Annotated in this window: 17 protein-coding genes; 6 read left to right on the top strand and 11 right to left on the bottom strand. The window is 58.8% G+C overall.

What is annotated here, in order from left to right:
- Positions 1-31: 31 nt before the first annotated feature.
- The 3 genes from LSG25_RS07955 to LSG25_RS07945 form a co-directional block, all read right to left on the bottom strand.
- Positions 32-742: a DUF6776 family protein gene (locus LSG25_RS07955; protein ID WP_232744142.1), complete on the bottom strand. Its 711-nt coding sequence runs from the start codon at positions 740-742 to the stop codon at positions 32-34.
- 187 nt (positions 743-929) lie between these two features.
- Positions 930-1,625 (bottom strand): N-acetylmuramate alpha-1-phosphate uridylyltransferase MurU, encoded by a 696-nt coding sequence (murU, locus tag LSG25_RS07950; RefSeq protein ID WP_232744141.1) that lies wholly within the window; start codon positions 1,623-1,625, stop codon positions 930-932.
- The gene (locus tag LSG25_RS07945; protein WP_232744140.1) at positions 1,625-2,677 is read right to left on the bottom strand and encodes an aminoglycoside phosphotransferase family protein; all 1,053 of its coding nucleotides are present in this window, start codon (positions 2,675-2,677) and stop codon (positions 1,625-1,627) included. The genes murU and LSG25_RS07945 overlap by 1 nt, the downstream gene beginning before the upstream one ends.
- 146 nt (positions 2,678-2,823) lie before the next feature.
- Here LSG25_RS07945 and LSG25_RS07940 point away from each other — a divergent pair, with 146 nt between their 5' ends.
- From LSG25_RS07940 to rsmA, 3 genes are read left to right on the top strand one after another with little or no spacing between them, the layout of a single operon-like run.
- Positions 2,824-5,211 (top strand): LPS-assembly protein LptD, encoded by a 2,388-nt coding sequence (locus LSG25_RS07940; RefSeq protein ID WP_370635971.1) that lies wholly within the window; start codon positions 2,824-2,826, stop codon positions 5,209-5,211.
- Positions 5,208-6,731: a peptidylprolyl isomerase gene (locus LSG25_RS07935; protein ID WP_232744611.1), complete on the top strand. Its 1,524-nt coding sequence runs from the start codon at positions 5,208-5,210 to the stop codon at positions 6,729-6,731. The genes LSG25_RS07940 and LSG25_RS07935 overlap by 4 nt, the downstream gene beginning before the upstream one ends.
- Before the next feature lie 7 nt (positions 6,732-6,738).
- A complete protein-coding gene (rsmA, locus tag LSG25_RS07930; RefSeq protein ID WP_232744139.1) occupies positions 6,739-7,527 on the top strand; it encodes a 16S rRNA (adenine(1518)-N(6)/adenine(1519)-N(6))-dimethyltransferase RsmA in 789 nt (262 codons plus the stop codon).
- 656 nt (positions 7,528-8,183) lie between these two features.
- Here the strand turns inward: rsmA and LSG25_RS07925 are convergent.
- Both LSG25_RS07925 and LSG25_RS07920 read right to left on the bottom strand, forming a co-directional pair.
- A complete protein-coding gene (locus LSG25_RS07925) occupies positions 8,184-9,215 on the bottom strand; it encodes an IS110 family transposase (protein ID WP_232740868.1) in 1,032 nt (343 codons plus the stop codon).
- A gap of 558 nt (positions 9,216-9,773) precedes the next feature.
- Positions 9,774-11,003 (bottom strand): nucleoside recognition domain-containing protein, encoded by a 1,230-nt coding sequence (locus LSG25_RS07920; RefSeq protein WP_232744138.1) that lies wholly within the window; start codon positions 11,001-11,003, stop codon positions 9,774-9,776.
- 146 nt (positions 11,004-11,149) lie between these two features.
- Here LSG25_RS07920 and LSG25_RS07915 point away from each other — a divergent pair, with 146 nt between their 5' ends.
- Positions 11,150-13,375: an acyl-CoA dehydrogenase gene (locus LSG25_RS07915; RefSeq protein ID WP_232744137.1), complete on the top strand. Its 2,226-nt coding sequence runs from the start codon at positions 11,150-11,152 to the stop codon at positions 13,373-13,375.
- 116 nt (positions 13,376-13,491) lie between these two features.
- Here the strand turns inward: LSG25_RS07915 and gloA are convergent, their stop codons facing one another.
- From gloA to glyQ, 6 genes are read right to left on the bottom strand one after another with little or no spacing between them, the layout of a single operon-like run.
- Positions 13,492-13,887, bottom strand: a complete 396-nt coding sequence (gloA, locus tag LSG25_RS07910) for a lactoylglutathione lyase (protein WP_232744136.1) — start codon at positions 13,885-13,887, stop codon at positions 13,492-13,494.
- Positions 13,888-13,935: 48 nt separating this feature from the next.
- Positions 13,936-14,820, bottom strand: coding sequence for a M48 family metallopeptidase (locus tag LSG25_RS07905; RefSeq protein WP_232744135.1), 885 nt, complete (start codon positions 14,818-14,820; stop codon positions 13,936-13,938).
- Positions 14,810-15,535 carry a 1-acyl-sn-glycerol-3-phosphate acyltransferase gene (locus LSG25_RS07900; protein ID WP_232744134.1) on the bottom strand — a complete coding sequence of 242 codons (726 nt, stop codon included), beginning with the start codon at positions 15,533-15,535 and terminating at the stop codon, positions 14,810-14,812. Before LSG25_RS07900 ends, LSG25_RS07905 begins: the two co-directional genes overlap by 11 nt.
- 3 nt (positions 15,536-15,538) lie before the next feature.
- Positions 15,539-16,078 carry a D-glycero-beta-D-manno-heptose 1,7-bisphosphate 7-phosphatase gene (gene gmhB, locus LSG25_RS07895; protein ID WP_232744133.1) on the bottom strand — a complete coding sequence of 180 codons (540 nt, stop codon included), beginning with the start codon at positions 16,076-16,078 and terminating at the stop codon, positions 15,539-15,541.
- Positions 16,075-18,222 (bottom strand): glycine--tRNA ligase subunit beta, encoded by a 2,148-nt coding sequence (gene glyS / locus LSG25_RS07890; protein WP_232744132.1) that lies wholly within the window; start codon positions 18,220-18,222, stop codon positions 16,075-16,077. Before glyS ends, gmhB begins: the two co-directional genes overlap by 4 nt.
- On the bottom strand, positions 18,219-19,130 hold the full coding sequence (gene glyQ / locus LSG25_RS07885) for a glycine--tRNA ligase subunit alpha (protein ID WP_232744131.1): 912 nt from the start codon (positions 19,128-19,130) through the stop codon (positions 18,219-18,221). The genes glyS and glyQ overlap by 4 nt, the downstream gene beginning before the upstream one ends.
- Before the next feature lie 199 nt (positions 19,131-19,329).
- On the opposite strand from glyQ, the gene LSG25_RS07880 reads away from it, so the two are divergent.
- Positions 19,330-20,097 carry a crotonase/enoyl-CoA hydratase family protein gene (locus LSG25_RS07880; protein WP_232744130.1) on the top strand — a complete coding sequence of 256 codons (768 nt, stop codon included), beginning with the start codon at positions 19,330-19,332 and terminating at the stop codon, positions 20,095-20,097.
- A gap of 70 nt (positions 20,098-20,167) precedes the next feature.
- Complete coding sequence (locus LSG25_RS07875; RefSeq protein ID WP_232744129.1) at positions 20,168-21,691, top strand: fumarate hydratase; 1,524 nt, start codon at positions 20,168-20,170, stop codon at positions 21,689-21,691.
- Positions 21,692-21,827 lie beyond the last annotated feature (136 nt).

Below are 21,827 nucleotides of genomic sequence, written 5' to 3'. Positions count from 1 at the left end.
CCACCGCGACGATGTCTGTAGGGGTGGTGCTTTAGCGCAGCACGCGAAGCGTGCGTGTGGCGCTGATGTGCTTGCTGTTTTGATCCGTGATGCGGATGGTCACTTGACGAGCGGTAAAGGTTTCGGGCAAGGGCAGGCTGCCGCGCACGTAGGTGTATTGCTGCAGCGACACGTCCATCGGCGGCAAGGTGATGGTATTGGATTTGCCATTGGCATAGCGGCCGGCTACGACCAGTTCAAGCTGGCCGTTGTAGGTAGTGGCTTTTTTATTGTCATCCTGCATGACCAGTATCTGGTAATCGAGCTGCCCGGCATTGTTTTTAAACGTGGCCGAGCGGATGCCCGGAGAGGTGCCACGGGGGTCGGGCGGCATGGCATCGGCGAACAATTGCAGATCGTTATTGGTTTTGACGACTTGCTCTTGCGCCGCCTTGAGCTGGGCGGATTGACTGCTGAGGCTGGACTTGGCCTCGTTCAGGTCGTGCGTTGCCTGGTTGAGCTGCGATTGCAGGCGCTGTTTGTCGAGATTGGCGCTATTCAGATCATTGTGCAACTGCTCCGATTGTTCAACCGTGAGCCGGGTGGGGCCGTAGCTTTTTTGCAGAAACAGCAGGCCTCCCGCGCCCAGCACAATGCCTGTCAGCATCAAGACCATCCAGCGAGGTATGCGGCGCGGGCGGCGCGTGTTGCCGTACGCTGTAGGTTTGAATACATTGCGTTTGGAGGAACCGAAACTGGCCATTGTGAAAATATCCTGTATAGCGAGGCTAAAAGCTTGTTACCAAACCGTAGCCGAAAAATTTTTCAAGCATAGTCTGTAATGAATGGGTTGAGTGGGCATCTATGATTTTGCTTGCGCTTTGCCAAACTTCGAAACATTTCTGCCGCGCAGGACAATGTTGCAGTGTAGCCTTGCTTCAACACGATATCTAGCCGGCCAACATGCGGTCGAGCGCGCTCAGGCGTTGAGGAGTGCCGACATCGATCCAGATACCATCGTAGAAGCGTCCTGCCACCTGGTTTTTTGCCATGGCCTGTCGGAGCAGTGGCGCAAGACGGACCGCCTTGGCTTTATCCAGGCTTTGAAACAGGGCGGGCCTGTATACGCCTATGCCGGCGAAGGTAAGTGCGTCTGCTCCTTGGCTCGAAGGCGAGTCGTAGACATTATTGGCCGGGGACAGCAGGAAGTCTCCGGCGGCGTGATGCTCGGGGTTGGCGACCAGAAGCAGCCACGCCAGCTTTTCGTCGCGTTCAAGCATCTTCCCTTGCTGCAGCGCCTCGGCCGGGTTCCAGTCGCACCAGATATCGCCGTTGACGACCAGGAACGGCTGGTCTTGAAAGAAGTCCAGGGCCCGGGCTATGCCGCCCGCCGTTTCCAGGGCCTGGGGTTCTGCCGAGTAGGTAATGCGCGCACCGTAGCGCTGCCCGTCCTGCAGCGCTGCCTCGATGAGGTAACCCAGCCAGGCATGATTGATGATGATGTCGCGAATTCCCGACTCGACCAGCCGCTCGATGTGCCAGACAATCAGGGGTTTGCCGCCTACGGGCAATAAAGGCTTGGGTGTCGTGTCGGTGAGCGGGCGCATGCGTTCTCCCCGTCCCGCGGCAAGAATCATGGCTCGCATCAGAATGTGTACCCGACGGCAACCTGACGGTTGTCCAGCTTGTCGAGCAGGCGCAGCAGGGGGGTGAAAACCCCATAGCGGGAGGCAACCTGCCGTACATAGGCGTTGACACGCGGCATATGCTGCAAATAATGGTCTTTGTGATCGCGGTGCGAAAGCCGTGCAAAGACGCCGAGTATGCGCAAATTGCGTTGCAGGCTCATCCATTCGTAGGCGCGATGGAAATCGGCGAAATCGTGGGGAACCGCGATATCCGCAAGCCTGGCCGCCTCCCAGTAGCGTATGGCCCAGTCGAGCTGCTGCGGCTCTTCCCACGTGGTGCGGGCGTCCATGACCAGCGAGGCAAGGTCATAGCTCAGCGGCCCCGCCAGGGCGTCCTGGTAGTCTATGACTCCCGGATTCGGGCCATATTCGGGGCGATCGCAGACCATCAGGTTGGGGGAATGGAAGTCGCGGTGCACCAGCACGGTGGCCTGCCTGACATTATCTTCCACCAGGGTGGCGAAGGCTTTCTGCAAAGTGGCCTGCTCGGTGTGATCGAGTTGTGCCTGGCAATGGCGCTGGGCATACCATTGCGGAAACAGGGCCAGTTCGTTTGTCAGGCGCTCCTGGTCGTATGCAGGCAGGCCCGTCGTGCGGGCTTGTTGCATCTGCACCAGGGCGCCGATGGCGTCGCGGTACAGTTGCTGCAGGCGTGTGTCGTCCAGCCCCGCCTGTATGGCCTGGTGATACGTTTGCTTGCCTAAATCGGATAACAGCAAAAAGCCTTGCCCGGGATCTTGCGCTAAGATGGTGGGCACGTTCAGCCCGGCATCCGCAAGGAGCTGGCTGACGTGCAAAAAGGGCTGGCAGTCTTCATGTTTAGGAGGAGCGTCCATGACGATTACCGTGCGTCCATTTCCGTTCAACCGAAAATAGCGGCGGAAACTGGCGTCGCTGGAGGCCGGCTGCAATGTTTCGGGGTCGAGGCTATGCGTGGGGGCGATGCTCTTGAGCCAATGTTGCAGCGCGATGAGTCGGGAGTCTGGGCTGGGGTTCAAAATCAATTCCATAATAATATTCGTACGGGCGTTTTTTGGTCTTTGGCCATGCTTTAACCATGGATAGGCCAGCTTCTCTATAATACCGGGTCGCCAATCGATCCGGTGCGGCAGTTTTATCGAAATAGTGTCAGTTTTTCCTCGGAGACGAAAGGCCCGTGCGTTTGGTTTGGTGGATATTCCTCGTTGTATTAGCTAGTGTGTCGACGGCTCAGGCTCAGCAGGCCAATCCCGTGTCGACCGGGTCGGCTACCTTGCCGGAACTGAACGTTTCCCCCAATCTGCAGTTGCACAAGAACCTGAACGAAGACCAGATGTCGGTATTCCTGGTCGGAGACAAGGTCGAGTCCAATCCGGATGGCAAGGTTACCTTGTCGGGGAATGCCGAAGTTCGCCGCATCGATTCGGTGGTCAAGGGCGACCGGATCGATTATCAGCGCTCCACGGGCCAGGTGCATGTCGTGGGCAATGGCCTGATCATGCGCGATGCCAGCATAGTTCGCGGCCCGACGCTGGATTACAACGTCAACAGTGAAACCGGCGAAGTCAATGATCCGAACTTCTGGCTGGGGGCGGGCGGTGGCGCAGGCAAGGCGGCCAAGGCCGATATTCTAAGCCGCAGCAAAATGCGTCTGACCACGGCCACGTATTCGGGCTGTCCGTGCCCGGATCCGGCCTGGTATATCAAGGCCTCTCGCGTGGATTTGAATTCGACCGAAAACGAGGGTGTTGCGCACAATGGAGTGCTGTATTTCAAGAACGTGCCCATTTTGGCGTCGCCCTATTTCACTTTCCCCATTAAAAAAGAGCGTAAATCGGGCTTTTTGCTTCCCACCTACGGGACTACCAGCAATAGCGGTTTTGAGTTTTCCCTGCCTTATTACTTTAATCTGGCTCCCAATTACGATGCCACGCTCACGCCCAAGTACATGAGCAAGCGCGGCCTGCAGATGGGCGGCGAATTCCGGTATCTGGGTTCGAGCTATAACGGCCAACTGGCGGGTACGTACCTGGCCAAGGATAGCCTGACGGGCGACGCGCGCTGGATGTACTCCGCCCAGCACAACCAGAACCTGGGCGGCGGCTTCAGCGCCATGTACGATATCCGGCATGCGTCCGACGATAATTATTTCCGGGACTTTTCCACGCTTGGCCTCAATGAGTCGACCACCAATCTGCTGCCCAGTATTGCCCAGATCAACTGGAGCGGGCTGAAGTACTGGAATGCGTATTTGCAGACCTATACGTACCAGACGCTGCAGGATGCCAGCTCCGCGTATACGCTGCCGCCTTACGACAAGCTTCCCGAGCTGCATGTGCAGGGGGCGCGCTACAACTGGGGCGGGTTCGATGTGCAGTCCGACAACTACGCCACCAAATTCAGGTCGCCCGTCTATGACGGCAATATAGCCGCATTCGCCAACGGCTTCTACAATGGCCGCCAGGTTTACGGCAATCATGTGGTGCCGGACGGCACGCGTTTTACGTCATACACCACGGTGTCGTATCCGATTGTCCATGCCGGCTGGTACGTCACGCCGAAGATCGGCCTGCACATGAGCCAATACAATACGGACTGGTATGGCTTGAGCGGCAATCCCCGTACCCAGTCCCGCATCCTGCCCATCATGTCGCTGGACTCGGGCATGACTTTCGAGCGCCGGACTTCCTTGTTTGGCAACGACTCGATCCAAACGCTGGAACCCCGGATCTACTACTTGCGCGTGCCGTATCGCGATCAATCGCAGTTGCCGGTTTTCGACACGGCACTGTCCAATTTCAATTTCTCGCAGGCTTTCGACGAAAACCTGTATAGCGGCGGCTGGGATCGCATCGCCAACGCCAACCAGGTCACGCTGGGCCTGACCACGCGCTGGCTCGATGAAAAAACCGGCTTCGAGCGCTTGTCGCTTCAGGCGGCGCAGCGCATTTATTTCGAGGATCAGCAAGTAACGCTTCCGGGCGAAACGCCCAGAACCAATACCAAGTCCGATTTTCTGTTCGGCGCGAATGCGGCGCTGACCGATACCCTGAATGTGCGCTTCGACGCGCAGGTCAGCCCCTATTCCAAGGAACGCAACGAGATGTCGGCCGGTTTCAAGTGGCAGCCCAAACGCCTGGCCATACTGTCCGCCGCCTATCGATACAAGCGTGATCCCGCCGCGGTCGTCGACCCGAATGTGGTGTATTCCACGGGCTATGTCGACAATAGCACTGAGCAGGTGTCGGTTTCTGGCCAGTGGCCGATCACGAGTAAAATCTATGCGCTGGGGCGGATCGATTATTCCCTGCAGGACAAGCGAACCACCCAATCCATTGTCGGGCTCGAATACAAGGGCGATTGCTGCTGGGCGGCGCGTGTGGTCCTGCAGCGCTCGGCGGTTTCCGCCGACCAGTCCAATACCGCCATGTTTTTCCAATTGGAACTATCAGGATTGGGCTCGCTGGGCAGCGACCCCATGAGCCTGTTGAGCAAGACAGTTACGGGTTATCAACCGATCGTTCCACCTATACCTGACAAAACCACCTTCGAGAGGTATGAATAATGCGTAGTCTGCACACGAAGCATAGGCTTGCGTTTGTGTTGATCCCGATTCTGGGGCTGTTATCGTCAAGCCCGGCATGGGCGGCCAAAGCGGCGCCGCATCATGCGGCCTCGGCCCGGACGACGCCTCAGTCGGAGCAGTTCGTCGATGGTATAGCGGCTGTTGTGAACAAGAAGGTCATTACCCTGGGCCAGGTAAATGCCGAGGCGCAATCTGCCGCGGCGCAACTGAAGCGGCAGAAAATAGCGGTACCCGACACTCAAACGCTGCAAAAGCAAGTATTGCAGCGCATGATTGCCACCGAGGTCGAGAGGCAGGAAGCCGAGCGCTTGGGCATCAAGGTCACCGACGCGGAGCTTCAGCAGGCGGTTGATGTCGTGGCCAAGCGCAATAAATTAAGCACCGACAGATTGCGTCAGGAAGTGCAAAAAACGGGGGTGACCTGGGACAATTATCTGAAATCCTTGCGCGAGGAAGTTCTTTTCGATCAATTGCGCCAACGAGCCGTCGACAGCACAATCGTGATTTCCGATGCGGATGTCGACGCTTTTATAAAGAATCAGGAAGCGCATGGCGGCCAAATGGCCGTGGCTCCGCCGCCAGAGCCGACTGCGGCGCCTGAAGCTCCCCCGGTCCAGCAAACGGGGCCGGTCATGCTGGGCCTGGCGCAAATCCTGGTGGCGGTGCCGGAAGGCTCGTCGCCGCAGCGTGTGCAAGAATTGCGTCAAAAGGCCGAAGCCATTCTAGCCAAGTTGCGCGGCGGAGCCGATTTCGCCAGTGTGGCCGCAGCCTCTTCCGACGACCAGCAAGCCCTGAAAGGCGGCGACCTGGGTGTGCGGCCTGTCGAGGGCTGGCCCGATTTATTCATACAGGCTACCCAGAAACTGCGGGCAGGCCAGATCAGCGGCATTATCCAAAGCGGCAACGGCTTTCATATTCTCAAGGTGCTGAAGCGCGGCCAGGCCCAGAGCCGGCGGCCGGCGGCAAACACGGCCCCGGTGCGCGCGCCGGCTCCGGCAGCTAATCAGCCTGCGGAGCAGCAGGGCCCCGTGATGGTTACGCAAACCCATGCGCGGCATATACTGATCAAGGTTTCCAAGGTGATGTCCGATACGCAGGCACAGACTCTCCTGAACGATATCCGTCAGCGTATCGAACACGGTGAAAAGTTTGCCGATCTAGCCAAACGGTATTCACAGGACTCTTCGGCTCCTCAGGGCGGCGATCTTGGCTGGCTGAATCCTGGCGAAACCGTGCCGCCTTTTGAGCAAGCCATGAATGCCTTGCAACCCGGACAAATCAGTCAGCCGGTGCGCTCGCCGTTCGGCTGGCACCTGATCGAGGTCGAGGGACGGCGCACCAAGGATATGGCCAACGAATACAAGCGCATGCAGGCCCGCAAGATACTCTTTCAGCGTCGCGAACAGCCGGCGTTCGAAGATTGGTTGAACCGGCTGATTGGCGAGGCGTATATCGATAACCGGCTTGATCCTCAGTCGAATCGACGACCCAGCCGATAGTCGCATCATGGCTCAGCATCAGGCACGCAAACGCTTCGGCCAGCATTTTCTGGTCGATGAAGGTGTGATCGAAGCGATTGTGCGCGCCATTGCTCCCAAGCCCCAAGAGATCGTGGTTGAGATTGGACCGGGTCTGTCGGCGCTGACTCAACCCTTGATGCAGGCGCTCGATCATTTGACTGTGGTCGAAATCGATCGCGATCTCGCGGCTCGTTTGCGTCGTCAGCATCCGGAAGGCCGCTTGACTGTCGTCCAGGGAGATGCGCTCGAAGTCGATTTCGCCGCCCTGGGCGAGCGTTTGCGTATTGTGGGCAATTTGCCCTACAACATTTCCACACCTTTGCTGTTTCATTTGATGGCGTGTGCGGATCGTGTACGGGACCAGCATTTCATGCTGCAGCGCGAGGTGATCGATCGCATGGTGGCCAGGCCGGGTTCTGCCGATTATGGCCGTTTGTCGGTCATGCTGCAGTCACGCTATCTTATGCACAAGCTGTTCGATGTGCCGCCCGAGGCTTTTGATCCGCCGCCCAAGGTGGTCTCGGCTGTGGTGCGCATGACGCCGTTGCCCGATAGTCGTGTGCAGGCGCAAAGCCACGCCGTTCTGGAGAAAGTGGTTGCAAAGGCTTTTGCGCAGCGGCGCAAGATGCTGCGTCGGGGTCTGGGCGACTGGGCTGCGCATGTCGATTGGGATGGACTGGGCATTCCCGCTACTGCTCGAGCCGAAGAGCTATCTGTGGGCCAATTCATCGCGTTGGCCGATAGTCTTTTGGCGGCTGGCGTGGTGTGCGCTTAGCGCATTTTCGGTTCGAGTGTTTACAGGGCTGAACGTGTTTTAGTGGCTTTGTTTTTTTAGCCGCTTTTTAGGCATGGGTAGTGACTTTGAGCTGCCTGTGCTGGCTGGGGCGATGACTTTGGATTGAGCGTTGCTGTGTTGGCGGCGGTTAATTCTATAAAGACGCCGCAGGGTGGGCGGTGCTGTGCAGTCCGGCACGTCCAGCGGTCGTGGTGCTACGCACCGCGACTGCCCGGGTCTGCCTCGTCCAGGCGGGCGTCGGGCGAACTCGCCCGGCCTCGCGAGGCCGGGCTCAGACAGCGCCCGCCGAAAGCCCCCGCCTTCCCTTCGTCAGTACATGGACGCCCCTAATTTGCCTAGCCCTTTTTTGCCCTTCCGGTTTCTTAGGTGTTGATTGCAGCAGTACATCCGGGCTTGACGAGGTGACACGCGTGTCACGGCCCCTAATGGGTTGTGCTGACCGGCTCCCCTTAGCACCCAAGCACTTTGATGTGCGGCTGACGAATCGGGTTTGACTGGTCCTGGTCTGACCTAAGTGGCCATTACGGCTAAAAGTGCTTCAAGCAATCGGTGCGGTGGTGTCCTACGTTAAAAGGGATAAACGGTGGTGAGGCGCTGCCGGGTTGGCCCCGAGCTCGGTACGCGTGCCGTAGACCCTAGCGGGCCCGGCTCAGCGTATGCCCAGGGTCGTAGGGCGTGTCGTACGCCATCAGAGCCCAGGCGATGCGCGCATTTTTATTGGCCAGCGCGATGGCCACCACATTGAGCGGGCGGCGCACAAGCAGTTGGCCTAGCCAGGTCGTTCGATCGGCCTGGGCGCGCGCTCGGATCAGCACCGACTGCGCGCCCAAGAGCAGGAGCTTGCGCAGGTACCCATCGCCGCGCTTGCTGATCCCCAGCAGCGTGGCCTTGCCCCCGCTGGAGTGCTGGCGCGGCACCAAACCTAGCCAGGCGGCCAGTTGCCGGCCATTTTTAAAGAGCCGCGGATCGCCCACGCTGGCGGCCAGGGCGCTGGCCGTAATCGGCCCGATTCCGGGCAACTGCGCTAACCGCTGGCTGACCGGATTGGCACGATGCCCGTGCACGATCGATCGCTCCAGGGCCTGGACCTGCGTATCGAGCGCGCGCAGGTGTTCAACCAGCGTACGGATGAGTTCCACGAAAGGGCCAGGCAGGCGCGCCAGCGCGGACTCAAGCAACGCCGGCACCCGCCGGGTGACGTGAGCGATGCCTTGGGGCAGGATCAACCCGAACTCGGCCAGCAGGCCGCGGATCTGATTGGCCGCGGCGCTGCGCGCCTTGACGAAGCCTTCACGGGCCCGGTGTAGGCTCAGTACCGCTTGTTGCTCGACCGATTTGATGGCGACAAAGCGCATGGAGGGCCGGGTGACGGCCTCGCAGATCGCCTGCGCATCGGCGGCATCGTTCTTGTTGGATTTAACGTAAGGTTTGACGAACTGCGCGGCGATCAGCCGCACGTCGTGGCCCTGGTCGCGCAGCAGCCGCGCCCAGTGGTGGGCGCTCGCGCAGGCCTCCATGCCGATGAGGCACGGTGTCAGCTTCGCAAAGAAGGCGCTGAGCTGCTCGCGGCGTAGTTGCCGGGTCAAGACGGTATGGCCTTGCGCATTCACGCCGTGAACTTGAAACACGGACTTTGCTAAATCAAGACCAATCGTTGTAATCTTCATGATGGATGCTCCTTCCGATAGCAGTGAATGAGTTAGTAACCCCTTCACTTTGGCACAATGATGCCGGTTCGAGAAGGGGCGTCCATTCCATTGCACCCGGCGCTGGACTACCGCCGGCCTGCACAGCACCACCCACCCTGCGGCTTGCGTTGAGGAAATGCATAGAGGGAAGCGTTGAGGTCATGCACCGAGAGAAACGTTGAGGTCATGCATCGAGGTATACGCTGAGTCGGCAAGTTCATTCCAGGCATGCCGCAATGTGAGCCGTCTATCGGGGCTTGGGGTCAGGACCGGCGTAAGGCGTGCGCCGGATGCTACCGTAGGGAAGGCGGGGGCTTTCGGCGGGCCATGTTTGAGCGTAGCCGCGCCAGCGGCGTAGCGAGTTTGGCCCGACGCCCGCCTGGACGAGGTAGATCCGGATCAAGCACGCCGTGCCGGGCCTGACCCCAAGCCCCGATAGACGGCGTCTTCAAATACCAAACCGTAAATACCAAAGCTACCAACCCATCGAATGCCAAAAACGTCTCGAACCAAAGATACTCTAGTAGCCTTGCCGTGTCAGGCAAAAAACCAGTAACACACGGCAATCGAGGCAAGAACGCCCGCCAGATCGGCGGCCAGCGCACATCCTACGGCATGGCGCGCACGCTGTATCCCGACTGCGCCGAAATACACGGCCAAAACATAAAACGTGGTTTCGGTACTCCCCTGGACGGTAGCGGCCAGCAAGGCGGGAAAGCTATCCACGCCGAAGTGCTGCATGGTTTCAATCAGCATGGCTCGCGCCGCGCTGCCTGAAAAGGGCTTGACCAAAGCGGTGGGCAGTGCGTCGATGAATCGCGTATCCAGGCCGGCGGCATGCGTGGCCCAGCGGATGATGTCGAGCAGGGCGTCCAGTGCGCCGGACGCACGCAATACACCGACGGCGCACAGCATGGCTACCAGATAAGGCAGCAGGTTTTTTGAAATATCGAACCCTTGTTTCGCCCCATCGATGAATGATTCATAGACAGGCACCTTTTTATAGGCGCCGGCGACCAGGAACAGGATGATGATGCCAAACAGTGTCAGATTGCCCATGAGCGACGACAGCGCGCTGATCGCGCCAGTCGACAATGTGGAAAGCAAGGCCATGAAACTACCCAATGCCAGCAGCAACCCTCCCATCCATGCCAGGACGACCGGGTCGCGAAGTTTGAGCTTCTGCATGAAAGCCACAACCAGCAGGCCGCATAGCGACGATGCCGTGGTGGCCAGGAGGATCGGCAAAAAAACCAGAGTAGGGTCGGGCGCTCCCTGCTGCGCGCGATACATGAAAATGGTGACAGGCAACAGCGTCAGCGACGATGAGTTAAGCACTAAAAATAGAATTTGTGCGTTCGTGGCCGTGTCGGGAGTCGGGTTGAGGGTTTGCAGCTCGCGCATGGCGCGCAGGCCTATGGGCGTCGCGGCATTGTCCAGCCCGAGTGCATTGGCGGCGAAATTGAGTGTGATGAGGCCCAGGGCGGGATGCCCCGCGGGTACTTCGGGCATCAGGCGGCGGAACAGCGGTGTCAGCAAACGTGCCAGCCGTTCTATCAGGCCGGCCTGTTCCGCAATGCGTAGAAATCCGAGCCATAGTGTGAGTGTGCCAAACAGCAGGACCATCAGGTCGACCGATAATTTGGCCATGTCGAACAGGCTGAGCACCAGGCGCGAAAAAATCTCGGCGTCGTGCAGGAACAGCCACTGGTACATACCCGAAAGACAGGCAATAATAAAGAAAGCCAACCAGAGCGTATTTAGCATAGACAGCAGCTCAGACCTGTGAACAAGGACTACGATTGTCGCAGAGTCTATTCTCATAGGCACGCAATAAATCCGGCGGCCTGTTCGCACTGCGGGCTTATGGGAGATAATAAATGCTATCCACGCATAGCCGATAGAGGGGAGTCATGAATTGGAGAGCTTGGCGTCGAAGCTGGCTGACAGAGCCTTTGTATCGCATGGCACGCGATGCCATGCCCAGTTTGTCGCCCACCGAGCAAGAGGCCATCGAGGCTGGCGACGTGTGGTGGGATGCCCAACTGTTTTCCGGGAATCCCGACTGGCAGGAATTGCTGGACGTCGAGCCGGCCTCGCTGACACCGGCCGAACAGGCTTTCCTTGAAGGGCCGGTGGCGGAGCTGTGCAGCAAGCTCGATGACTGGTCGATTTCCTGGGAGCAATACGATCTGTCCCCCGATGTCTGGGCGTTTTTAAAGCGGCATGGCTTTTTCGGGATGATTATTCCCACGGAGTACGGAGGGCTGGGCTTTTCGGCTTATGCCCATTCCGAAGTGGTGCGCCGGATTTCCGTCAGATCCGTTACGGCGGCGGTCACCGTCATGGTGCCCAATTCCTTGGGGCCAGGCGAGCTGCTTATGCAATTTGGCACGCAGGACCAGCGCGATTACTGGTTGCCGCGGCTGGCACAAGGCCAGGAAATTCCCTGCTTTGGCCTGACCAGCCCGGCTGCCGGGTCCGATGCGGCTTCGATGACTGACACCGGTGTCGTGTGCAGGCAACAGGTCGGCGGCGTCGATACTTTAGGCATGCGCCTGAACTGGCGCAAGCGATATATAACGCTCAGCCCGGTGGCGACGGTTCTGGGCCTGGCTTTCAAGCTCTCCGATCCCGATCATTTGCTGGGCGAGGAAACCGATCTCGGCATTTCGGTTGCGCTGGTGCCTACCCATTTGCCGGGCATCCACATTGGCCGGCGTCATCTGCCAGCCATGCAGGCGTTTCAAAATGGCCCGAATGAAGGGCACGATGTCTTCGTCCCCATCGATGCCCTGATAGGAGGCGTCGACAAGGCGGGGCATGGCTGGCAGATGCTGATGAGCGCGCTGGCGGCCGGGCGGGGAATTTCTCTGCCCTCGCTGTCTGCCGCAGCCTGTGTATTTACCGCGCACACGTCCGGCGCTTATGCCCGGGTGCGGAGTCAGTTCGGGATTCCGGTCGGCAAATTCGAGGGTGTTCAGGAAAAACTGGCGCGTCTGGCCGCCAACGCCTACCTGGTCGAGGCCGCGCGCCGGCTGACGTGCGCGGGGCTCGATATGGGCTACAAGCCTGCCGTAATATCCGCCATCATGAAACTGCACGCCACCGAGCGCATGCGTGAGTCCGTTAATGTGGCAATGGATGTGCATGCCGGCAAGGCCATCATCGATGGCCCACGCAATTACCTGGGTGGTTTGTATCGGGCCGTGCCGGTTGCCATTACGGTGGAAGGTGCCAATATACTGACGCGTAACCTGATTGTGTTCGGCCAGGGCGCAATTCGGGCCCATCCTTATCTCATGCAGGAGGTGAAGGCGCTGGGCAACAGCGACGAGCTTGCGGGGGAGGACGCATTCGATGCCGTAGTCTGGAAGCATGTGTGGCATAGCGTCAAAAATTTGTTCCGCGCCAAAGCCCTGGCCTGGACCGGTGGTTTTTTTGCCAGGGCCCCAAAGGCCGCCGGCGCCGCGGCACCTTATTATCGACGCCTCAGCCGTTACGTTTCGGCCTTTGCATTGGTGTCCGAGGCCACGCTTTTTGTTCTGGGCGGAACACTGAAGCGCAAGGAAATGCTGTCGGCCCGCCTGGGCGATGCTTTGGCCGAACTGTATCTGTTATCGGCGGTCTTGAAGCGTTGGCACGACGAGGGTCGACACGAATCCGATCTGCCGCTGGTCAAGTGGTGCGCCGAACAGGGTTTTGCCACCATCGAAAAGCGTCTCGACGATGTACTGCACAATTTTCCGGTGCGCTGGCTGGCGTGGCTGTTGCGTTTGGCCGTGCTCCCGCCGGTCATGCGGGCCAGGCCGCCATCCGACAAGGCAACGGCCGATTGCGCCGCCATTTTGCTCGAGCTCTCCGAGTCGCGCGATCGTCTGGTTGGCGCAGTCTGGGACAGGCTCGATCAAAAAAGCGTCGAAGTTCTTGAGCGGGCGTTTGAATTGGTCATAGAGCTTGCGCCTTTGCACGAACAGCTGCACCACAGCGGTCTGAAAGACTGGCGGCTGGCGCATGCCAAAGGGGCGATCAGCGACGAACAGGCGCGCATGCTCGAGGAAGCCGAAGAGGCGGTAGCCGCCGTGATCGAGGTTGATGACTTCGATGCCGATTCATTCGCCCGTCATCCGCGTTCTTGAGACGCGGGGGTAGCGGTCCAGGCAGGGGGGGCTCGCTTTGTCCGGCCCTGGCTTTTGCCCGCACTGCCCGCGGCCGGAGCCCGTGCGGCCACGGGACGGTTGGCAATCCTGGTGTTTCAGCCGGCCTGCGGCTTGTGCTGGATCAGTTCTATCTTGTAGCCGTCGGGGTCTTCCACAAAGGCGATGACGGTTTGCCCGTGCTTCATGGGTCCGGCTTCGCGTGTGACTTTGCCTCCTTTTGCCTTGATTCGCGCACAGGCTTCGTAGGCATCCTCGACTTCAAGCGCTATGTGGCCATAGCCGTTGCCTAGATCGTAGCTCGGCGTGTCCCAGTTGTGGGTCAGTTCGATGACGGCCCCTTCCGATTCATCCTGGTATCCGACAAATGCAAGGGTGAATTTGCCGTCTGGGTAGTCTTTGCGCCGCAATTGCCTCATGCCAAGTACCTTGGTATAAAAGGCCAGGGACTGTTCAAGGTTGCCGACCCGAAGCATGGTGTGTAAAAGCCGCATGAGAGTTTCCTTGGAAGAGAAGCCAACAATAAATGGGATAGCTTGCGCTTAGATCAGCGGCAGGGTGGTTGGGTCGTGTTGCCGCAATGCGTCGCGGGAGCGTTCGAAATCGGGAAGAATGCGGCCGACTTCGCGCCAGAAATTCTTGCTGTGATTCATTTCTTTCAAATGGGCGATTTCGTGGGCGACCACGTAGTCGATGATATCGTGTTCAAAATGGATCAGGCGCCAATTCAGCATGATGTTGCCGTCGCTGCTGCAGGAACCCCAGCGAGTGGCCGCGGAAGACAGTCGCCAGCGCTTGATCTGCAATTGGCTCGATGCCAGGAAGTGCTGCAGGCGCAGTTCGAACCATATTTTGGCCTGCTGTTGCAGCCAGGCATGCACGATATCGCGCACACGGCCATGTTCGGCGGTAACGGGCAGCGCCAGGCCCAGCATGTCTCCGTCGGCCGGAGTGAACTCCGCACCATGAAAATGGCTGCTGCCTTGCTGCGTATCGTCCAGTTTCAGGATGATGCGCTTGCCCAGATAAGGGATGTCGCCGCCGTCTTGCCAGCAGGTATTTGCCATGGCCAACTGGGCTTGCCTGGCTTGCCTGGCGCTCAGCTTGTCGAGTATCCAGCGCGATTTTTCCACTACGACCGCATCGATCTGGCCCAGAGTCACCCAGCCTGGCGCGGTAACCAGCAGACCATCGTCGTTGATCGTCAGGCCTATGCTTTTGCGCCTCGACCGCTGCAGGATGAATCCTATGGACTGGGTGCTGGCGCGAACTTCACGCCAGCGCGCGCCGGCCGCCAGCGACAGCGGGCGGGTCGTCGGTATGGTAATCGTATCGCTTGTTTGCCTGGCCGCTGCACGCGGCTCGCTGCTAGCGACGATCGCGGGGTGTGCGGCGGCAAACAGCTCAAGCTGTTCATTAAAGCCCATAGCGTTCCGGATTGAGTTGACGCATTTCATTTTCGATCCAATCCTGGACCTTCTTGTTCAAGGCATTGGCATCCAGCCCTTTGCTTTCGATCATGGGACCAACCGATAGTGTAATCAGACCTGGCTTTTTGATAAATGCCTTGCGCGGCCAGCATTCGCCGGCGTTGTGCGCAATTGGAATGACCCCTGTGCCGGTGCGGGTCGCCAGCATCGCGCCGCCCATTTTGTATCGTCCGACTTTACCAGGGGCGACACGCGTGCCTTCGGGGAACAAGATGGGCCAACGGCCTTCGTTGATGCGTTGCTGGCCAACCCGGACAACTTGCTCGAAGGCATCCCGCCCTTTGGACCGGTCGATGGGAATCATACGCAGAAGAGCCAGCCCCCAGCCAAAGAACGGCACACGATGCAGCTCTTTCTTGTAGACAAAGCAGACTTCGCGCGGCATGTAGGCAGGGAAAAACAAGGTCTCCCAGGCGGATTGATGTTTGGACAGCAGTATAGCCGGGCCGTCCGGAAAATTCTCCGCGCCTTTGATTTGCCAGCGTATGCCGAGTATGACTTTGGCTCCCCAAATGGCCAGCCTGGGCCAGCCTGCCGTGAGTTTGTAGCGCCAGCGCAAAGGCAGTGGCGCCCATATTACGCACGCAAATGCGTAAGGAATGACGGTAATGGCTAAAAACAGCAGATAGAAAATAGCTCGTATCGCAGCCATGCTTCAGGCCTCTTGTAGCCAGGCATCGACCATCGCGGCAAGATTTTCCCTGACCTGGGTGCCGGCGGGCAAATCGCCCTTGTCCCAGGTTTTCTGGCCATTGCCGGTAAGTACCAGCCAGGGCGAGCAGCCTGCCTCGCTGGCAGCCTGCAAATCACGCAGAGAATCTCCCACGGCCGGTACATTCTGCAGATCGATGTCGTAGCGCCGGCCTATGTCGAGAAACATGCCGGGCTTGGGTTTGCGGCACAGGCATCGGTCGTCGGGACCGTGAGGGCAGATGAATATGGCATCGATATTGCCACCGACATGAGCCAGCTCTTTTCGAAGCTTGGAATGTATGGCGTTGAGGGTCTCCATGCTGAACAGACCACGCGCGATGCCCGATTGGTTGCTGGCAATCACTACGCGCCAGTTGGCGCGGGATAATCGCGCGATGGCGTCCAGGCTGCCGGGCAGGGCAATCCATTCGTCGGGGCTTTTGACGAATGTATCACTGTCGTGATTGATGACGCCGTCGCGGTCGAGTATGGCAAGTTTCACTGGGCCAACCTTGAAATATCGGCGACCTGATTCATGACGCCATGCAGGTCGGCCAGCAGAGCCAGGCGATTGGCGCGTACCGCCGGGTCGTCGGCCATGATCATGATGTCTGCAAAGAACGCATCGACCGAGTCTTTGGCCTGGGCCATCGTTGCCAGGCTGGCGGCAAAATCGCCCAGTCCGAACTGGGCCTGGGCCTGGGGTTTGAGTCGGGTAATGGTTTGAGCCAGAGCCTGCTCGGCGGGCTCGGTCAGCTTGCCGTAGATGATCTGGCCGATGGCGCCATCGGCTTTTTTCAGCAAATTGGCAATACGCTTGTTGGCGGCGGCCAGGCTTTCCGCTTCAGGGCGCAGGGCAAACCTGGCGCAGGCCTGAATACGGGCCAAGACTTGATGCAAAGGCGGCTCCAGGCTCAGCACGGCATCCACCACATTGCGGTCGTAGTCGTTTGCCAGCAGATTGCGATAACGCTCGTAAATGAAATGCTGCACTTCGGCGACCGTGCCGGCGGCAATCGGGTGCGCGCCAAAAGTGCCTGCCGCGAAAGCAAGCAGTTGGGGCAGCTCGAGATTCGTTGGCCGTTGAATCGACAAATAGCCGCCGGCCGTCAGTTGCTCGAAAGCGCTGATGAGGCCCAGCGCGGCTCGGCGTATCCCATATGGATCGCGCTCGCCGGTGGGAACCAGCCCTATGCCCCAGATACCCATCATGGTTTCGATGCGTTCGGCAATGAACAGTATGGCCGATGTCAGGGACTGATCGTCGATGGCGCTGTCCAGGCGGGTGCGATATTGATTGCGCAGGGCCAGCACCACATCGGCGGGCTCGCCGTCGGCCGCGGCGTAGTAGGCGCCCATGACGCCTTGCAGCTCAGGAAACTCGGCCACCATGTTGGAGCCGAGGTCCGCCTTGGCCAGCAAAGCCGCGCGATCCGCGTTTTGTGGACTCTTGCCCAACTGCCCGGCGACGTAGCGGGCGATGTCGCGCACGCGTTCGACGCGCTCGAGCTGGGACCCCAGCTTATTGTGATAGACGATGTTGGCCAGAGATTCGACACGTGACGCCAGCGGCACTTTGCGGTCGGTGTCGAAAAAGAACCGGGCATCGGCCAGGCGCGGACGCACGACGCGCTGATTGCCCAGGACGATATTGGCCGGATCATCCACCTGCATATTGCTGACGATCAAAAAGCGGTACGTCAGCTTGCCGGTGCCGGGCTCGAACAGAGGGAAGTATTTTTGATTCAAACGCATGGTCAGAATCAGGCATTCTGGCGGCACCGCCAGGAACTGCTCATCGAATTCGCCGACATAAACCGTAGGGTGTTCGACCAGGGCGGTGACTTCATCAAGCAGGGCTGCGACTTCGGGGCCGTCGCCCAGCGTTGCTCTGAGCGCGGTCGCGTGCGCATGCAATTGCGCGGCAATCATGTCCTTGCGCGCGGCGAACGAGGCGATGACCTTGCCTTCGTCGTGAAGTTGCTGTTCGTATGAGTCGGGAGCCTGAATGGCGATAAGCCCATTGGCCATGAATCGATGGCCTTGGGTGTCGCGTCCGGCGGTTAGCCCAAGCGCATTCACAGGAATAATTTCGGAGCCCCATAGCGCAATCAGACGGTGTGCCGGGCGCACGAATTTGACACTGGTGACGCCGTCGGCCAATTGATAGCGCATGACTTTGGGGATAGGCAGATTGGCAAGGGCGTAATCAAGCGCTTCCTGCAAGCCGGCCTGTAGCGAGGCGCCTGGCGCCACGCCCTTGGCGTAGAGATAATCCTGTTTGCCATCGGACTCTTGAATGAGATCCGACGGATTCAGATGAGCCAGGCCCTTGCCGGCAAGTTTTTTTGCCAGGGCCGGAGTCAGTGCCCCGGCTTGATCCAGGCCGATTTTTGCCGGCATGAGTTTTTCTGTGTAGGCCTGCTCCGGGGCCTGGCCCAGCACGGCGCTTAGCCGTACGGCGAGGCGCCGCGGAGTGGCGAATTCGGTGACCGTGCATCCGGCATCCAGAAGGCGCTGTTTTTCGAGAATACTGCGTATTCCTTCGGCAAAAGCGAGGCCCAGCGCTTGCAGGGCTTTGGGTGGCAGTTCTTCGGTAAGCAGTTCGAGAAACAGGGGGCGCGGAGAGTGTGTCGTCGACGTCATTGCACGGCCTCCGGATTGAGGCGATTGCCAAGCATGGGAAAACCTAATTTTTCGCGTGAGTCGAAGTAGGCCTGGGCGACGGTTCGCGACAGGTTGCGTATGCGGCCTATATAGGCCGCCCGCTCAGTGACGCTGATCGCGCCGCGCGCATCCAGCATATTGAAGGTGTGGGCCGCCTTGAGAGCGGCCTCGTAGGCGGGCAGGGCCAGCGGGACTTCAATCAGCCGCTTCGCTTCGGCTTCGTAGTCGCCAAAATGGGCGAAAAGCATGGCGGTCGAGGCGTGTTCGAAATTGTAGGTGGACTGTTCGACTTCGTTCTGGTGGAAGACGTCGCGGTAAAGTACGCGCTGTCCGTTGGTGCCTTCGGTCCAGACCAGGTCGTAAACGCTTTCCACATCCTGCAGGTACATGGCCAGACGCTCCAGCCCGTAGGTGATTTCGCCGGTGGTAGGCAAGCAGTCCAGCCCGCCGACCTGCTGAAAATAGGTGAATTGGGTGACTTCCATGCCGTTGAGCCACACCTCCCAGCCCAGGCCCCAGGCGCCAAGCGTGGGATTTTCCCAGTCGTCTTCGACAAAGCGGATGTCGTGCTCTTTGGGATTGATGCCTAATGCTTCGAGCGAGCCTACGTACAGGTCGATGATTTCGGGAGGCGCCGGTTTAAGTACGACCTGATATTGGTAATAGTGTTGCAGGCGATTGGGGTTTTCGCCGTAGCGGCCGTCTTTGGGGCGGCGCGAAGGCTGGACATACGCGGCGCGCCAGGGCTCCGGTCCGATCGAGCGCAAAAATGTGGCCGTATGCGAGGTGCCCGCACCGACTTCCATATCGTAAGGCTGCAGTAGCGCGCAACCCTGTTTGTCCCAGTATTGCTGGAGAGTCAGAATGATTTGCTGAAAAGTAAGCATGAACAGAACCGGTAAGGCAAAAAGCTGCGAAGAATTCGATTTTAACTGGTTCCGTTAGCAGGCAGGATAGTTCCATTTCTGAACCGGTCTTGATTGGTCGTATGATATTGAATTGTGCCAGCGCCTTTTCTTTGTGTGCAAAGCACCTGTTATTTTAACTTTTGCGTATTTAGCGCTGCAATCTTCGGGAGTTTATTGCATGTCTGACTTGGTTAGAGTGGAAGTGGTCGATCGGATCCTGATTATTACGGTCAATCGGCCCGAGGCGCGTAACGCCATCAACTACGAGACGGCACAAGAACTGGCCGTGGCATTTGACCGGCTCGACCAGGACAAGGATATTGTTCTTGGTATTCTTACCGGGGCAGGCAATACCTTTTCGGCCGGCATGGATTTGAAAGCTTTTGCCGGCAGCGGGCAACGTCCGCTGATCGAAGGCCGCGGATTCGCGGGCCTGTGCGAAAGGCCGCCGCAAAAACCCATGATTGCGGCGGTTGAAGGGTACGCTTTGGCCGGCGGTTGCGAAATGGTACTGGCCTGCGATCTGGTGGTTGCCGCCAGCAACGCCAATTTCGGCCTGCCCGAAGTCAAGCGCGGCCTGGTTCCTGGCGCAGGCGGGATGTTGCGTTTGCCGCAACGCATTCCGCATCATATTGCGATGGAAGTCATCCTGACCGGCGGTATGCTGCCGGCGCAACGAGCCTACGAACATGGCCTGGTGAATCGCCTGGTCGAACCCGGTCAGGCCCTTGAAGGCGCCCTGGCCCTGGCGCGGCTGATTGCTGAAAACGGGCCCTTGGCGGTCCAGACGGCAAAAAGAATCGTGACCGAGTCCAAAGACTGGCGCCAGGCCGATATGTTCGATCTGCAACGCCCGCGGGCCGCGCATATTTTTTCGTCCGCCGATGCCCGAGAGGGCGCTACAGCGTTTGCGGAAAAGCGCAAGCCGGTTTGGCAAGGAAAATAACTACCTCGCTCAAAAACAGGGAAGCCGCGCGGGCTTCCCGTTTCTTTTTTATTCCACTGATTTAAATGCCATGACTACGACGATTAGAGAAAACGACCTGATTCAATCCATTGCGGATGCGGTCCAGTTCATCAGTTTTTATCACCCTGCCGATTACATCAGGCACTTGGCGCGTGCCTATGAACGTGAACAAAGTCCGGCAGCCAAAGACGCGATTGCCCAGATCCTGACCAATTCGCGCATGTGCGCCGAAGGGCATCGCCCCATTTGCCAGGATACCGGGGTGGTCAACGTCTTTCTGAAAATAGGCATGAATGCGCGGCTCGACACGCAGCGCAGCCTGCAGGAACTGTGCGATGAAGGCGTGCGCCAGGGCTATACCAACCCGGATAATCCTTTGCGCGCCTCAATCCTCGACGATCCTTTGTTTGCGCGCAAGAATACCCGCGACAATACCCCCTGTATCGTGAATGTCGAATTGGTGGTGGGCGACAAGGTCGATGTGCAAGTGGCCGCCAAGGGGGGCGGCTCCGAGAACAAGTCCAAGTTCGCCATGCTCAATCCCAGTGACTCGATTGTTGATTGGGTATTGAAGACGGTGCCCCTGATGGGCGCGGGCTGGTGCCCGCCCGGCATGCTGGGCATAGGCGTGGGCGGGACCGCTGAAAAAGCCATGCTGATGGCCAAGCAGTCCCTGATGGAAGACATCGACATGTACGAGCTGTTGCAGCGCGGCCCGCAGAGCAAGCTCGAAGAGCTGCGCATCGAACTCTACGAAAAGGTCAATGCGCTGGGAATCGGCGCACAAGGGCTGGGCGGCCTGACCACGGTGCTGGATATTAAAATCAATACCTTCCCTACCCATGCCGCCTCCAAGCCGGTGGCCATGATCCCCAATTGCGCGGCCACCCGCCATATACATTTCGTGCTCGACGGATCGGGGCCTGCCGAGCTGACTCCGCCCGCTTTGTCCGACTGGCCCGATGTGCACTGGGCGCCCGATTACAACAAATCCCTGCAGGTCGATTTGAATACCTTGACCAAAGAGCAGGTCGCGAGCTGGAAGCCGGGTCAGACCTTGTTGTTGTCGGGCAAAATGCTCACGGGCCGGGATGCCGCCCATAAACGCATACAGGGCATGCTTGAGCGCGGCGAGTCCTTGCCGGTCGATTTCACGAACCGCGTGATTTACTACGTCGGCCCGGTTGATCCGGTGCGTGACGAAGTGGTTGGCCCCGCCGGCCCGACCACTTCCACGCGCATGGACCAGTTTACCGAAATGATGCTGGCCCAGACCGGCTTGATTTCCATGATAGGCAAGGCTGAGCGTGGGCCGATAGCCATCGAGTCCATACGCAAGCACGGTTCGGCCTATCTGATGGCGGTAGGGGGATCGGCCTACCTGGTTTCCAAGGCTATCCGCGGGGCCAAGGTTGTCGGGTTTGAAGACTTGGGCATGGAGGCGATTTACGAGTTCGATGTCAAGGACATGCCGGTGACCGTGGCGGTCGACTCGACAGGCACGTCGGTGCATGACACCGGTCCGAAGGAATGGAAAGCGAAAATCGCCACCATTTCCCTGGTTCGTGCCTGATTGCTGTCCGGCGTTCGCCTGATCCGTTCGGGGAAAAGAGAGCTGCGGCTCTCTTTTTTTATAGCTCGTGCGGGGCTTGTTCGTTTTCGCTAAAGACAGTCTTGCAAAAAAGAGAATTCAAAAACAGGCATTTAGC

The organism is Paralcaligenes sp. KSB-10 (assembly GCF_021266465.1).
In the GTDB taxonomy this organism is placed as follows: Bacteria; Pseudomonadota; Gammaproteobacteria; order Burkholderiales; family Burkholderiaceae_B.
This window is presented reverse-complemented; position numbering and strand designations above follow the sequence as displayed.

Coding starts and splice junctions, on each gene's coding strand:
- LSG25_RS07945 (WP_232744140.1), bottom strand. CDS start 2,677: ATGGAATTGATTTTGAACCCCAGCCCAGACTCCCGACTCATCGCGCTG.
- glyS (WP_232744132.1), bottom strand. CDS start 18,222: ATGACGTCGACGACACACTCTCCGCGCCCCCTGTTTCTCGAACTGCTT.
- LSG25_RS07920 (WP_232744138.1), bottom strand. CDS start 11,003: ATGCTAAATACGCTCTGGTTGGCTTTCTTTATTATTGCCTGTCTTTCG.
- LSG25_RS07955 (WP_232744142.1), bottom strand. CDS start 742: ATGGCCAGTTTCGGTTCCTCCAAACGCAATGTATTCAAACCTACAGCG.
- murU (WP_232744141.1), bottom strand. CDS start 1,625: ATGCGAGCCATGATTCTTGCCGCGGGACGGGGAGAACGCATGCGCCCG.
- rsmA (WP_232744139.1), top strand. CDS start 6,739: ATGGCTCAGCATCAGGCACGCAAACGCTTCGGCCAGCATTTTCTGGTC.
- LSG25_RS07905 (WP_232744135.1), bottom strand. CDS start 14,820: ATGGGCTTTAATGAACAGCTTGAGCTGTTTGCCGCCGCACACCCCGCG.
- gloA (WP_232744136.1), bottom strand. CDS start 13,887: ATGCGGCTTTTACACACCATGCTTCGGGTCGGCAACCTTGAACAGTCC.
- glyQ (WP_232744131.1), bottom strand. CDS start 19,130: ATGCTTACTTTTCAGCAAATCATTCTGACTCTCCAGCAATACTGGGAC.
- LSG25_RS07915 (WP_232744137.1), top strand. CDS start 11,150: ATGAATTGGAGAGCTTGGCGTCGAAGCTGGCTGACAGAGCCTTTGTAT.
- LSG25_RS07880 (WP_232744130.1), top strand. CDS start 19,330: ATGTCTGACTTGGTTAGAGTGGAAGTGGTCGATCGGATCCTGATTATT.
- LSG25_RS07875 (WP_232744129.1), top strand. CDS start 20,168: ATGACTACGACGATTAGAGAAAACGACCTGATTCAATCCATTGCGGAT.
- LSG25_RS07925 (WP_232740868.1), bottom strand. CDS start 9,215: ATGAAGATTACAACGATTGGTCTTGATTTAGCAAAGTCCGTGTTTCAA.
- LSG25_RS07900 (WP_232744134.1), bottom strand. CDS start 15,535: ATGGCTGCGATACGAGCTATTTTCTATCTGCTGTTTTTAGCCATTACC.